Origin of the sequence: Pragia fontium DSM 5563 = ATCC 49100, assembly GCF_900112475.1 — a bacterium.
GTDB lineage: Bacteria > Pseudomonadota > Gammaproteobacteria > Enterobacterales > Enterobacteriaceae > Pragia > Pragia fontium.
In genome coordinates, this window is sequence record NZ_FOLW01000004.1 from 113110 (window position 1) to 127394 (window position 14285).

Annotated in this window: 13 protein-coding genes and 1 tRNA gene; 9 read left to right on the forward strand and 5 right to left on the reverse strand. The window is 45.2% G+C overall.

Annotated features, from left to right (window positions below; translation table 11 throughout):
* The first annotated feature begins 65 nt into the window (after positions 1–65).
* The gene (locus BMZ28_RS08050; protein ID WP_083399659.1) at positions 66–419 is read left to right on the forward strand and encodes a hypothetical protein; all 354 of its coding nucleotides are present in this window, start codon (positions 66–68) and stop codon (positions 417–419) included.
* Between the two features lie 82 nt (positions 420–501).
* Here BMZ28_RS08050 and BMZ28_RS08055 read toward each other — a convergent pair.
* Positions 502–589, reverse strand: a tRNA-Ser gene (locus tag BMZ28_RS08055).
* Positions 590–762: 173 nt separating this feature from the next.
* Between BMZ28_RS08055 and BMZ28_RS08060 the strand changes: the two genes are divergently transcribed.
* The 5 genes from BMZ28_RS08060 to rlmG all read left to right on the forward strand — a co-directional run bounded on the left by BMZ28_RS08060 (position 763) and on the right by rlmG (position 5694).
* Positions 763–1359 (forward strand): NAD(P)-dependent oxidoreductase, encoded by a 597-nt coding sequence (locus BMZ28_RS08060; RefSeq protein ID WP_074822209.1) that lies wholly within the window; start codon positions 763–765, stop codon positions 1357–1359.
* 110 nt (positions 1360–1469) lie between these two features.
* Positions 1470–2207: a phosphatase gene (locus tag BMZ28_RS08065; RefSeq protein ID WP_074822214.1), complete on the forward strand. Its 738-nt coding sequence runs from the start codon at positions 1470–1472 to the stop codon at positions 2205–2207.
* 57 nt (positions 2208–2264) lie between these two features.
* Positions 2265–3935 (forward strand): DUF4139 domain-containing protein, encoded by a 1671-nt coding sequence (locus BMZ28_RS08070; RefSeq protein WP_074822219.1) that lies wholly within the window; start codon positions 2265–2267, stop codon positions 3933–3935.
* 21 nt (positions 3936–3956) lie between these two features.
* On the forward strand, positions 3957–4520 hold the full coding sequence (locus tag BMZ28_RS08075; RefSeq protein ID WP_074822223.1) for a TorD/DmsD family molecular chaperone: 564 nt from the start codon (positions 3957–3959) through the stop codon (positions 4518–4520).
* A gap of 16 nt (positions 4521–4536) precedes the next feature.
* The gene (gene rlmG / locus BMZ28_RS08080; RefSeq protein ID WP_282569592.1) at positions 4537–5694 is read left to right on the forward strand and encodes a 23S rRNA (guanine(1835)-N(2))-methyltransferase RlmG; all 1158 of its coding nucleotides are present in this window, start codon (positions 4537–4539) and stop codon (positions 5692–5694) included.
* Positions 5695–5769: 75 nt separating this feature from the next.
* Here rlmG and BMZ28_RS08085 read toward each other — a convergent pair whose 3' ends face one another.
* Positions 5770–6339, reverse strand: a complete 570-nt coding sequence (locus BMZ28_RS08085; RefSeq protein ID WP_047781187.1) for a lipoprotein — start codon at positions 6337–6339, stop codon at positions 5770–5772.
* Between the two features lie 87 nt (positions 6340–6426).
* On the reverse strand, positions 6427–7632 hold the full coding sequence (gene mdtH / locus BMZ28_RS08090) for a multidrug efflux MFS transporter MdtH (RefSeq protein WP_074822228.1): 1206 nt from the start codon (positions 7630–7632) through the stop codon (positions 6427–6429).
* Positions 7633–7773: 141 nt separating this feature from the next.
* Between mdtH and rimJ the strand changes: the two genes are divergently transcribed.
* The 3 genes from rimJ to murJ all read left to right on the forward strand — a co-directional run bounded on the left by rimJ (position 7774) and on the right by murJ (position 10758).
* A complete protein-coding gene (gene rimJ, locus BMZ28_RS08095; protein ID WP_074822229.1) occupies positions 7774–8358 on the forward strand; it encodes a ribosomal protein S5-alanine N-acetyltransferase in 585 nt (194 codons plus the stop codon).
* Positions 8359–8369: 11 nt separating this feature from the next.
* On the forward strand, positions 8370–9026 hold the full coding sequence (locus BMZ28_RS08100) for a YceH family protein (RefSeq protein WP_074822233.1): 657 nt from the start codon (positions 8370–8372) through the stop codon (positions 9024–9026).
* Between the two features lie 196 nt (positions 9027–9222).
* The gene (gene murJ, locus BMZ28_RS08105; protein ID WP_074822236.1) at positions 9223–10758 is read left to right on the forward strand and encodes a murein biosynthesis integral membrane protein MurJ; all 1536 of its coding nucleotides are present in this window, start codon (positions 9223–9225) and stop codon (positions 10756–10758) included.
* A gap of 449 nt (positions 10759–11207) precedes the next feature.
* On the opposite strand, the gene argS is transcribed toward murJ, so the two are convergent.
* Positions 11208–12950 carry an arginine--tRNA ligase gene (gene argS / locus BMZ28_RS08110; protein WP_074822239.1) on the reverse strand — a complete coding sequence of 581 codons (1743 nt, stop codon included), beginning with the start codon at positions 12948–12950 and terminating at the stop codon, positions 11208–11210.
* A gap of 256 nt (positions 12951–13206) precedes the next feature.
* On the reverse strand, positions 13207–13902 hold the full coding sequence (locus BMZ28_RS08115) for a RipA family octameric membrane protein (protein WP_437438247.1): 696 nt from the start codon (positions 13900–13902) through the stop codon (positions 13207–13209).
* Positions 13903–14285 lie beyond the last annotated feature (383 nt).

Below are 14285 nucleotides of genomic sequence, written 5' to 3' on the forward strand. Positions count from 1 at the left end.
AGCCTAAAGTTTGGCGTTACAAGAAAATAATGATTTATTGAAACTATTTCTAAGGATGGTAAAAAATGATATTCATTGAATCATGCCCAGATGATATTGAGTTACTTTCATTTTTTGAAAGTGAACCAACATTTGCCAGTGTTGCCGATCACCACTTTGCTTATGAAGCTACAGATAGCAATGGTGTTCATTTGATTTTTTCGTTTCATTGTTTAGAAGGGTGGATTCAAGCTGTCTTGGAGCTTAACGAATGTAAAATATCAAGTCGTCTTAGTGAGGGCGTCAAGAGTTTTCAAATTAAAGAGGAAATAAATGGTGAGTATCTATATTCAGAAATTTTGACAGCAGATACACAAACCGAAGTCGAAATTAGGTTAAAACCATTTATCTCTGTTAAGTGGAATACCCTAATGCGATGATTTGAAAATAAAATCTCGATATAGATATAGATACCAAAAAACAAAAAAGCCCGAACCGAAGTTCGAGCTTTCTCTTAAAATATGGCGGTGAGGGAGGGATTCGAACCCTCGATACGTTGCCGTATACACACTTTCCAGGCGTGCTCCTTCAGCCACTCGGACACCTCACCAAATTTTGGTTTCAACGTAATCGTGATTACACTGGAACGGGCGCTACTATAGGGAGAAGGTGATGTGTGGTCAAGCATAAATTCATGTTCTTAATCTATTTGGTTAAGCTATCAGCAAAATGCCGCTTAAGTATGCGGACTGAATCCGTTAGATTAGCGATAACGCTATTCGAATGGATGAGTATCAAGCACTACAGGAACAACGTCGTTGGCAATCACTTGAACCCCACAGTTATGAAAACTTTGTGATTGGCATAATGGGATTAGGCGTTCTCGGCAGTAAAGTCGCTCAGCGGCTGGCATCGTTTGGTTTCTCGGTGAAAGGCTGGAGCCGTAGCAAAAAAGAGATTGCCGGGATAGCGACTTATAGCCAGCAACAATTTGCCGATTTTCTACAACAAACCCGAGTTATTGTGAATTTATTACCCAGTACGCCCGATACTCAAGGTATACTAAATAAGACGCTGTTCGCGCAATTGAAACAGGGCGCTTACCTGATTAACGTGGCTCTTGGAGAGCATCTGGTGGAGGAAGATCTACTGGAAGCGTTGGACTCTGGCCAACTTAAGGCCGCAACGCTGGATGTGTTTCTTCAGGAGCCGCTGTCAAAGCAACATGTGTTCTGGCAGCGACCAGAGATAACCGTAACGCCGCACATTTCTGCCATAACCTTACCGCAGGTGGCGATGGAGCAAATTTGCCGCCAATTGAAGGCATTTCAGGCCGGTGAGGCGATAAGCGGCGTGGTAAACGTGGCCAGAGGTTATTGATTGAAGGGGGAAGCCCCGATACTGCTTTACTGTTCAGACCGAGGCGAATATATCGGCCTGATAACCGATTAGAAATATTTTACCGTTAAGAAACAGAAAGGAAGTCCGCTATGTATCCGGTTGATTTACACGCCCATACCGTTGCCAGTACCCATGCTTATAGCACCGTCAGCGATTATTTTGCCATTGCAAAAGAGAAGGGAATTAAACTGTTCGCCATTACCGATCACGGTCCGGATATGGTTGATGCACCGCACCGTTGGCATTTCCAGAATATGGCGGTCATCCCGCGTATGGTGGATGGTGTTGGCCTTCTGTACGGTATTGAAGCAAATATTAAAAACCTACAGGGTGAAACGGATTGCTATCCAGATATCGATCGGCGTTTAGACCTGGTGATTGCCGGTTTTCATGAGCCGGTGATGCCGTCTCAGGGGCTTGAGGGCAATACCCAGGCGATGATTGCGACCATTGCCAGTGGAAAAGTGCAGATGATTAGCCATCCGGGCAACCCGAAATTCCCCATTGATATCGCTGCGGTTGCTGCTGCTGCGGCTAAACACAATGTAGCGCTGGAAATTAATAACTCATCGTTTCTTCATTCGCGCACCGGTAGTGCGAAAAATTGTATTGAAGTGGCTAAAGCAGTACGCGATGCCGGCGGTTGGGTAGCGTTGGGGTCAGATTCACACGTAGCCTATGCGCTGGGTGGATTTGAAAAGTCGATAGAAGTGCTTGAGTTGGTTGGCTTTCCTCAAGAGCGAGTTTTAAACGTTACGCCACGTCGGGTGCTCGATTTTCTGGAATCCCATGGTCGGCCGCCGATTGCTGAGTTTGCTTCACTGTAGTGAACAGTGATAACTCGAATCGCTTAACTAATTCCATTGATGTTCAAGGATAAATTGATGACAGCTTTTTACTCTCGCCGTTTTAGCATTTCACTATTGTCTGCCTCTTTGGCTCTGGCTTGCCCTGCATTAGCCTATGCGGATTCGCTGACGGAAAAGGTTCGACTGAATGACGTCACCGTGTTTATCCGCGGTGCAGAACTGTTTAACAGCGGCAAAGTTTCGCTGCCGGCGGGGGAGAGCGAAGTCGTTTTTACCAATATCGCCAGTGGGTTAAATGAACAAAGTTTAATGATCGAAGCGGATAACGGGGTAGTAGTACAGTCTTCAGGCGTACGGCGTGACTACCTGAGTGAAAATTTATCGCCGGAAGTTGAATCACTCAAAAAACAGATTGAATCTGAGGTTCGTGCACAGAGCAAATTAAACGTTCAGCGTGAAGTGATTCAGGCTCAGTTGGCGATACTGGAAAGCAACCGTGCACTTGGTGGTGAAAAAGAGGGTGCTTCCGTCGAGCAGGTTAACCAGATGCTGCAACTGGTGAATAATAAAATGAGTGAAGTGCTGCTGACCGATATCGATTTACGGGAACAGCTAGCTGAAATTGATAAAAATATTGAGAAACTAAATAAACAGCTGGCTGAAGCGCAGCAGAAAAGCGGTCAGGCGGTGAATCAGGTGGTGGTGAAGTTCTATTCGCCAAAAGCGGTCACCAGTGATATTAAACTGTCTTACGTGATTCGTGATGCGGGCTGGGTACCCACCTATGATGTTCGGGTCGACAATATTACCCAACCGGTGAAGCTAAGCTATAAAGCTAACGTTTTTCAAAATAGCGGTATTAACTGGGATAAAGTCAATTTAACCTTGTCGACAGGTAACCCAAGTGAAGGGGCGCAGGCACCTCGATTGATGCCTTGGTATATTGATCTGAATAAACAGCCGCTGCTTTCTGTATCGAAAATGAAAAACGATGTTATGGAGGTATCCGCTCCGGCTCCCTCTAGCGCATTAATGGGAGCCGGAGCGGATGGTAATTTTGCTGAAGTCGCTGGGCTTGAACAGCGGAAGAAAGTATCTAAGCCTCTATCTGACTATGTGGTCACTGATGTCGGTGGCGTGAATACCCGTTTTAGCATCACCTTACCGTATAATATCGCTGCCGATGGCAAAGGGCATTCGGTAATGATTAAGCAGGTCGATGTTCAGGGGGATTATCGCTATGTGGTGGTGCCTAAGTTGGAACAGGATGCTTTCTTGCAGGTACAGCTGAAAGCATGGGAAAATTTGAACTTACTGCCGGGTAAATCCAATATTTTCTTTGAGGGTTCCTATGTTGGGCAGGGATACATTGATACCCGACATATCAAAGATACGCTGGATCTCTCTTTAGGTCGTGATAAGAAGATTCTGGTTAATCGAGAAAATGCTAAACTCACCACCGCCAAAGCCGAGTTTTTCGGTAATTCGGTCAATCAACAATATTCCTATACTATGGACGTCAGGAATACCCGTAAGGAGCCGATTAAGCTCGTGGTATTAGACCAAATACCAATGAGCCGTAACGCGTCTGTAACGGTAGATAGTGTGCAGTATGACGGTGCCAGCTATAACAAAGACACGGGCGAAGTGCAGTGGTTGCTGGATTTAGCGCCAAATGAATTACGTAAATTAAGCTTATCCTATACGGTAAAATCGCCGAAGGATGAGCGTGTAGTCGGTTTATAACTAAGTTAACAGGTTAATTTGATGAATGAGTTTTCTATTGTCTGCCGTATTTTAGGCTCGCTGTTTTACCGCGCCCCGCAGGATACGGTATTGGATCCACTGTTTGCTTTATTGACGGAAGGTAAATTAAAGCAACACTGGCCGCTGGAACAGGACGACTTGCTTCAGCGTATGGGGCAGGATGTGGATCGTCAGGTATTGGCGGCAGACTATCAGGCAATGTTTAGTGCAGATGGCAGCGTTTCTCCTTACGGTAGCGATTATGAAGGGGCGGGAGAGAGTGCTACTCGCGCATTTCTTACCCAGTGTGGTATGCCGCTCACCGAGGCGCCAGCGGATCATTTTGGCCTGCTGTTATTAGCCGCTTCTTGGATTGAGGATAATGCTCTGGAGTCTGATGAAGTCTTAGCGCAAATTGCCCTGTTTGACGACTATTTACTCCCTTGGTGTGGGAGTTTCCTAGGAAAAGTAGAAGCCCACGCGACTGGCGCATTCTACCGCACTTTATCTATGGTCACGCGCGAGGCTCTACAGGCAATGCGTGATGAGCTGGCAGAGGTCTCCTCTGATACAGAACATGAGTGAGAAAGGAATGACCATAGTGAGTGATGAAGTTGAATTAGTACCTTCAGTATTTTCCCATTTAATGCTGTCCCGCTATCCTGAATTTGATACGGTGACCAGTTTACAAGCCTGGGACGCTGCGGATGAGTATTTAATTAATACCGTTGATAAGCAAAAGTTGGCTCAGGGGCCAGTACTTATCCTTAACGATACCTTTGGCGCACTAGCCTGCGCATTGCATAAGCATCAACCGATTAGCTACGGTGACTCTTATGTTAGCCAACTGGCGACCTTACGTAATTTTCAACAGAACGGGATTTCAGGTGACGATGTCACTTTTGTTGACAGTGTTTCAGCTTTATCCGGGCAGCCGGCAGTGGTACTGATTAAAGTCCCTAAAGCCTTGGCTTTGTTGGAACATCAGCTGTATGCCTTACGTGAAGTGGTCAGCGCCGATACGCAGATTATTGCTGCGGCGAAAACCCGCGATATTCATACTTCAACGCTGCAACTGTTTGAAAAAATTCTTGGCCCCACTCATACCAGTTTGGCCTGGAAAAAATCCCGTCTGATCTTTTGTCAGTTCAACGGTCCAGATGTTGAACCAATGAATGAATTGGTTTCCTGGCCATTAGATGGTACCGACTACCAAATCCATAACTACCCGAACGTATTTTCCCGCACTTCATTGGATATTGGCGCGCGTTTCTTTCAAGAGTATTTGCCGTCAGGGTTAAGTGGCACCATCGTGGATTTAGGCTGTGGTAACGGCGTTCTGGGGCTGAAAGCCTTGCAACAAAACCCCGAGGCTGAGGTTATCTTTCGTGATGAATCCTACATGGCGGTAGAATCCAGTCGTTTGAACGTAGAGAGCAACTGCCCAGAAGAACTGTCCCGTTGTTTCTTTGAAGCCGACCATTCACTGGCGAATATTGAACGGAATTCATTGCAGGCAGTATTGTGCAATCCACCGTTCCATCAGCATCATTCAGTAACGGACTATATTGCCTGGCAAATGTTTAATGACGCTAAACGCTGCTTAGCGATTGGCGGTGAATTACGCATTATTGGCAACCGCCATCTGGGATATCATCAGAAGCTAAAACGCCTGTTTGGTAACTGCGAATTGCTGGCTTCCAATAAGAAGTTTGTTATTTTGCGCTCGGTAAAAGCGCCGAGAAAAAGCCGCGCATAAGTGAGATAGTGAAGCAATACCATTAAAAAAGCGCCGGATGATTTAATCCGGCGCTTTTTATTTATTCAGAAAAAACTATTTAATAAACTCAAACACCAATTTACCTTCTTTGACTTCAATACCTTTCGCTAACTTTTGTGCCGTAGCTTCCAGTGCGCTGTTGCTTGGATTCAGCACATAAACTGGCTGATCGTTGAAATAGAGCTGTAACGCGCTATTAAGCAAAGGGATAAAGGTTTTGACGTTTTTCACTGCACCTTGATTAGTTTTCAAGTCGTAATCGGCCAGTTCTAAATCTTTCAGATAAATAGCGCCTTTAACCGGATCAAAATCCGGGCGGGCATTAATGGTTAACTGTAGATTGGCATCCTGATTACCCAGAATAGAAGAAACATCGAATAGCGCATTACCGGAAAGGGTAACTTTATTCGGGACACTGCGACCGATGGTAACATTAAGATTATTCAGCGATAAATTGGCATTGACCAATCCACTCAGGTTAAAACTGCGAGATGCTTTTTCAGTATGGCTGGCTAAATATTGGTTAATCGACTGCTCGCTTAATGAATATTGCGTCACCTGACTACAACCAAACAGAGAGCCGATAATCAGAACGGCAAAAATACGCGAAAAAAATTTAGACATACAAACCCTTTAATCAATAAAAACAGATACGGTTCAGTTATCTGTAGAGTAACAATTCCTGTATAGACAGGGCAAAATTAATTCAGTTCAGGAAATAGCAGCTTTGTCATTGATACGGCTAGGTGAGAACTGCCGATACAGCGCCAGCGCCGTCACGATACCAATAACCCCCAACAATAGCCACGGTATTTGGGGCAGATTGAGTTCATGGCCGATATCATAAAGCCAGCCCCCGCCGGTATAACCAATAGCACCGCCAAATGCCAGACCTAATCTACTGAATCCCATATAGCTGGCTCTGGCGTGAGGATTGGAGAGTGCCGCACTGAGAGTTTCTCTGGCCGGCTCGGCAATAATCAAACCAAGGTAAAAGAAAAATATCAGTGCCAGCACCCCAGACAAGGAGCCGACAAAACCCAGAGGCATCAGACTAAAAGTCATTAGTAATAATCCCGCCATCAAGCGTTGGTCGAGGCGAAAATACTTTTCACTCCAACGTGCAATAGGATAAAGCAGGGAAAGAGAAAGAATGGCCTGAATTAGATACATCCAACGAATGGTTTCTGGCGCACCTGACACTTCATTTACCAGTAATGGCAGCATCAGCATGACTTGGATGGATAACACATAGTAGCCAGTCAGGGTTAACACATAGCGGCGAAAATGGGCGTCATGAATAGCCGCTTTAATGCCGTTCATAATCGGTGCTCTTACCGAGGAAGAGACACGATAAGCTGGTAAAACAAAAGCGTTAAGCGCAGCGGCTAAAACAAAAAATCCGGCGCCAAACCAGCACACCCAGTGAAAATCATAACGCAGTAACCAACTGCCTAAGAGTGCGCCAACTACCACGCCGGCGCTATCTTGCATCATCAGCAATGAATAAAAACGCCCTCGTTCATGTGGGCGGGTCAGTTTTATTACCAAAGCGACTCGTGGAGGATCGAATAGGGTACCGCCAAAGGCAGAAAGTGCACAGGAGAGCATCAATATCCACGGTTGGTCAGCCATCGCCATCGAGGCAAACCCCGCTGCGCGTAACAGCATACCGGTCACGATCAACGGTTTAGCGCCAAAGCGGTCAGCCAACGCACCGCCAAAAATGCCCAATCCCTGTTGTAAAAATTGACGAAGACCCAATGCCAAGCCGACAATTAATGCCGCCCAACCAAGCTGATCAACAAAACGAATAGAAATGAGTGGAAAAACGACAAAAAAACCCAACACAACTAGCAAGTTATCTAATAATAGAAAATACTTACCTAAGCTTCTGACTCGCGACACCCGTGGCATAATTCACCGTAAGCGAAAGAAGAAATAAACAGAGAGGGAATTGTTGGCTATTTTGAACTTAATTGCTGAATAACGATACTATTTTAGTAAACTAGTTTTATCTTTTAATGCGGTCTTTCAATGTTTGAATAAGGGGTGAGGATGTTTGGCTATCGTTCTAATGTTCCTAAAGTATCATTAACGACGGATCGCCTGATTGTGCGCCTTGCCTGTGAGCGTGATGCCTACCGGCTTGCAGAGTATTACACCGAGAATAAAGACTTTCTTAAACCTTGGGAACCGGTACGCGATCAGAGTTATTGCCACCCCTCTGGCTGGCAAGTACGGCTAAATCTGATTAATGAGTTACATAAACAGGGCAATGCCTACTATTTTTTGTTGCTCGATCCGGAAGAAAAAGAGGTCATTGGTGTAGCCAACTTTAGTAACGTTATTCGGGGTGATTTTCACGCCTGTATTTTAGGGTACTCGTTGGGACAAAAATGGCAGGGTCAGGGATTGATGTACGAAGCATTACAGCCGGTACTGCGTTATATGTTTAACCAACAAAAAATGCACCGAATTATGGCTAACTATATGCCGCATAATCATCGCAGTGGTAATTTGTTGTTGCGCCTGGGTTTTGAGCGGGAAGGGTATGCGAAAAGCTATCTGCGGATTGATGGAAATTGGCAAGATCATGTGATGATGGCGCTGGTTAATCTTGACTGGAAACCGGCAATTTAAGGAATTGAATCATGAAATATCAGTTAACGGATAAAGAAGCGCGCGTTATCGGCAGTATGTTAGAAAAAGAAGTCACCACGCCGGATCAATATCCACTATCGTTAAATGGCCTGATGGTTGCCTGTAATCAGAAAACCAGCCGGGATCCGGTGATGGAACTGAGTGAGTTTGATATTCAGGACACGTTGGACAGTTTGCAAAAAAAGCACTTGATACGTCAGGCGGCGGGAACTGGTGGGCGAGTTGCGAAATATGTTCATCGTTTTTGTAATACTGAGTTTGGTAATTTCAAACTGTCCGCAGATGAATTGGCAGTCATCTGTTTATTATTGCTACGCGGACCACAAACTCCAGGGGAACTCAGAACCCGCTCTAACCGCTTGTATGAGTTTAGTGATATTAGTGAAGTGGAACAGGTGCTGGAAGGCTTAGCCAGCCGAGAAGATGGCCCCTTTGTGGTTAAGCTGGAGCGAGAGCCGGGCAGAAGAGAGTGTCGATATGCCCATTTATTTTGCGGCCCGGTCGAGGCAGGTGTGCCAAGTAACGCTTCTGAAGCCCCGCAATCCAGCGAGTTGGGCGAGCGACTGCAACAGTTAGAAAGTGAAGTGGAACAGCTTAAACAACAGGTTGCAGAACTTAGTGAGAAGCTTGAAATATTGGTAGGTTAATTGGTGACGGTGTCACGTTAATTTAGTTTGTTGAGTATTATTTTCCCCTGCAAGGTGAGGCTGTGTAAGCATGCAGGGGAAAAATAATATTTTTATACGCTTTTAGATTGGTGATTCCATTCAGTAACCGTAAACTACGCCTCAGTCAGTCATCGCAACAGCCTGCGGTGCCATTAATAAGAATCGTTGAAATTACATGAATTTATTAAAATCACTGGCCGCTGTCAGCTCCATGACAATGGTTTCTCGAGTTTTGGGCTTTGCCCGTGATGCTATTGTGGCGCGGGCGTTTGGTGCCGGTATGGCGACGGATGCTTTTTTTGTCGCATTTAAACTGCCTAACTTATTGCGGCGGATTTTTGCTGAAGGCGCATTTTCTCAGGCTTTTGTGCCAATTTTAGCTGAGTATAAAACTCAACATGGCGAAGAGGCGACGAGAACCTTTATTGCCTATGTCTCCGGGTTATTGACCTTAGTTCTGGCGTTGGTGACGTTTTTAGGCATTGTTGCCGCTCCCTGGATTATCTGGGTGACCGCCCCCGGGTTTAGTGATGAACCAGAGAAATTTGCCTTAACCACTGAGCTGTTACGCATCACTTTCCCGTATATTTTATTGATTTCGCTGGCGTCGTTGGCCGGAGCCATTCTGAATACCTGGAACCGTTTTTCGGTGCCGGCATTTGCGCCAACGCTGCTGAACGTTAGTATGATTGGCTTTGCCCTGTTTGGTGCGCCATATTTCGATCCTCCGGTTGTGGCGCTGGCATGGGCGGTTGTAGTGGGGGGGATTTTACAACTGCTTTATCAACTGCCTCACTTAAAAAAGATCGGTATGTTGGTACTGCCAAGAATCAACCTGAAGGACAGCGGCGTCTGGCGGGTGATGAAGCAAATGGGGCCAGCGATACTCGGGGTTTCTGTTAGCCAAATTTCTTTGATTATCAATACTATTTTTGCTTCATTTCTGGCTTCTGGCTCAGTGTCTTGGATGTATTACGCTGACCGCCTGATGGAACTGCCTTCCGGCGTATTAGGCGTGGCATTAGGGACAATTTTGCTGCCATCGCTGGCCAAGAGCTTCTCCAGTGGAAATAGTGAAGAATATTCAAGCTTGATGGATTGGGGGCTTAGACTTTGCTTTTTACTGGCTTTACCGTGTTCTGTGGCGCTGGGTGTGATGTCAGAACCCTTGATTAAGTCTTTGTTTCAGTATGGTCAGTTTAGCGCTCACGATGCGGCTATGACGCGTCAGGCGCTGATTGCCTATTCTATCGGGTTAATGGGGCTGATTTTGGTGAAAGTGCTGGCACCAGGGTTCTATTCACGCCAGGACATCAAAACACCGGTTAGAATCGCAATTTTTACCCTATGCGCCACTCAGTTAATGAATCTGGCATTTATTGGTCCGTTAAAACATGCGGGTCTGGCGTTATCGATTGGTATTGCTGCCTGCATCAACGCCGGTTTACTTTATTGGCAGTTGCATAAACGTCAGTATTTTCAGCCGAAGGCAGGATGGGGAAGCTTCTTTCTGAAATTGATCGCAGCATTGCTGGTAATGACCGCCGCATTAATCGGCATGATGTATATTATGCCCGCTTGGGATGAAGGAAATATGCTGATGCGAATTCTGAGGCTGCTCTTGATAGTGGTGGTCGGTGTTGTGGCTTATTTTGGTACGCTGGCCGCGTTGGGATTCCGGATTAGGGATTTTGCTCGCAGGATAGGGTAAGGTTGGATTAAATAGTAAGGCAGTTAACTGCTTGTTAGGTAAGTTTAATAACAGCGAAAGTTTCGTCCACTATAAGTACGGAGAATGAATTAACGGTGGTACACGTGGCCGAGCAGAGGGCGTTAAGGGCGAACGCCCTCTGCACACCCGCGCCTTCGCCCCCGAATTCAGGTCGCCTACGGCGACTTCCCTCCGCCTTCGTTCGGGTTAACGCACCGGCGCTGATTCTGTTATTCGCCTTATTGCATAAGTCTCACCCTAACGGGCCAGCACAAGTGCTGTTCAAAATGGCTAACGCCATTTAGTCCGGAGAAGCAGCGCCTCGCCCATCATCCCTGATGCGCGTGCTCCCTCACTCAGTTGTCGGCTGAATTCCAGCGCTCAATAAAAAGGACATAAAGAGAAAATACATTTATGTCCTTAAAATTAAGCTCCTAGGCCTATCTTTCTTACATTCGCTCTACGGTCTGAATACCCAGCGTATCTAAACCGATTTTCAGCGTACGGGCGGTTAACGCAGCAAGCTTCAAGCGGCTCTGGCGCGTCGCCTCGTCATCGGCGTTCAGAATAGGGCAGTTCTCATAGAAACCGGAGAATAAGCCGGCTACATCATACAAATAGGCACACATCACATGTGGCGTTCCTTCGCGGGCAACGGTATACAGCGTTTCTTCAAACTGTAATAGACGGGTTGCCAGCGCTTTTTCCCGATCGTCGGTGATGTTCAGTGTACCGGTCAGATTGTTTTCGTCGATGCCAGCACGTTTAAAGATAGAAGCGACACGGGTGTAGGCATATTGCATATATGGTGCGGTGTTGCCTTCCAGCGCCAACATAATATCCCAGTCGAAGATATAGTCTGTGGTGCGGTTTTTCGATAAGTCGGAATACTTCACGGCACCGATACCAACGGCGTTAATTACTTCACGCAGCTCATCGGGCTGCATATCCGGGTTTTTATCCAGAATCAATGAATGCAGTTTAGCATCGGCGTTTTCAATCGCTTCATCTAACAGGTCGGATAGCTTAATGGTGCCGCCAGAACGCGTTTTGAACGGTTTGCCGTCTTTACCCAGCATCATACCGAACATATGGTGTTCCAGAGAGACATCATCAGGGATATAACCGGCTTTACGTACGATTGTCCATGCCTGCATCAGGTGTTGATGCTGACGAGAGTCGATATAGTAAAGCACGCGTTCAGCGCCAAGGGTTTCATAACGGTATTTAGCGCAGGCAATATCCGTGGTGGTGTAGAGGTAGCCGCCATCATTCTTTTGAATGATTACGCCCATCGGTTCACCTTCTTTGTTTTTAAACTCATTCAAATAAACAACGATAGCGCCTTCGCTTTCTTCAGCGATACCTCGGGCTTTGAGGTCAGCCACGATGCCTGGCAGCATTGCATTATAGATGCTCTCACCCATAACGTCGTCGACGGTTAACGTCACGTTTAAACGTTGGTAGGTCAGGATATTCTGATGCATGGTGACATCGACCAGTTTACGCCACATTGAACGGCAATATTCATCGCCGCCCTGTAGCTTAACCACGTACTCACGGGCACGTTCAGCAAAGACTGGATCGGCGTCGTAATGTTGCTTAGCTGCACGGTAGAAGGCTTCTAAATCGGACAGGGTCATATTATCAGCATGTTCATTTTCCATCTTTTCCAGATAGGCAATTAACATACCAAACTGCGTTCCCCAGTCACCAACGTGGTTGGCGCGGATAACGTTATGACCTAAAAACTCCAGAGTACGGACTACAGCATCACCGATAATGGTTGAGCGCAGGTGGCCTACGTGCATCTCTTTGGCGACGTTAGGCGCTGAGTAGTCAACAACGATGGTCTGTTTCTTGGCCGGAGTGACGTTGAGTTTATCGTCTTTTAATGCTGCTTCGGCATGAGAAGCCAGCCAGTTTGGATCTAAAAAGATATTGATAAATCCCGGACCGGCGATTTCAACTTTATTGGCAATCGGTGAGAGATCCAGATGAGTCAATACCTGCTCAGCCAGCTGGCGAGGGGGAAGTCCGAGTTGTTTCGCGACAGCCATAATGCCATTGGCTTGATAATCACCAAACTGTGTTTTAGCTGATTGACGCACATGCGCTTCACAATCTGCAGGTGCGCCAGCAGCAATGAGCGCTTGGGTAATTTTATCTGATAAAAGAGCCTGTATATTCACCGGGTTACCTTATAACTCTGTAAGAAAAAGTCGTAAATGAAGACCAGAGAGCTTCGCTTGGGGCTGGTCAATTCACGACTTTATGAATGATAAAAATTTAACTTTACGAATAATACCCGATATTACGGGTTACGTCAGCTGCTGTAGGGGGAAGAAAAGTGAAGTAATTTACCCAGAGCTAACGGTGAAATATCAATAAAAAGAGAAAATAAACGCTAAATTCTGATTAAGTCGATACCTGATTTGGTATTCGGCATCAGTGGTGATTGGGTTTGTATTGCAGTGAGATGTCCAGTTCTTTGTCTTCTATTTCCGCATCATCTTTAGAGGAAAACATGCACATAAAGACATTGGTGGCGATAGTAAGAAATACCATAATTAAGAATGGGATACATAGAAATAGTGTATTCATTAATGAGAGTGGAACACCATTAACATAAACAAAATAATAGAAAAATTTCATCAGCGAAATGATCGGTAACATGCACCAGAAAAGCAAAAACATAATGTTAAGGGTTTTGTTTAAGAACAGCGAGTGAGTCTGATTTTGATTGGACTTTAGATCAGACAGCATACGAACGGGCTTTTTGCTGCATTGTTCCAGCTGTTTTTCCAATTGATTTACGTGCTTATACCAGCTCTTATGCCAATAGTTATTGTTTATGGTAATGCGAAACCAAGCATGTGCAACGGTAATACCCATAATGGATATTACCATTTCAATAAAATAGGTAATCAATGTGGGGGTGCTGAAAAAAACGATACCGAAGAAAAAAGTGATAATGGCAGCGATAGCCAGAAAAAACATGCAACGACGCCAATATGACTGAGCTTCCGCTTTCTTCATATTATGCGCGTGTTTTAGCGACATTCTTGTCAAGTGACATAAATCATTGCACACATGTGCGCCCTCGGATTTATGCACTGGATCTTTAGTTGAGTGCATGTTCATCTATCATCCATTATAGATATACTACCCACAGCTTACCTGAATAGGCGGAAATACTCAATGGACATTCTATAGTGGGTTATATACTGTCTATTGTTTGTATTTTTTCAGCTGACGCAGGGAAATATCAATAACTTATCTGTTGTATATTTAATTATTAAATAAAATTATAGTTTGACGATTTTATACAGGATGAATTTAATACTAGCAATAGGGAGTAGCACAAAAAAATAAATGGTATTGTAATGGTAATCTTTTAAGGTATCGATTAAATCAATATGTGATTTTTTCAGATAACACACTGATTGATATTGTATATTTTTTGTCCGAAAATATGTTGTGCATTATTTTATTTATGGTGAAAATAAATAAAAATATTCTGCCGC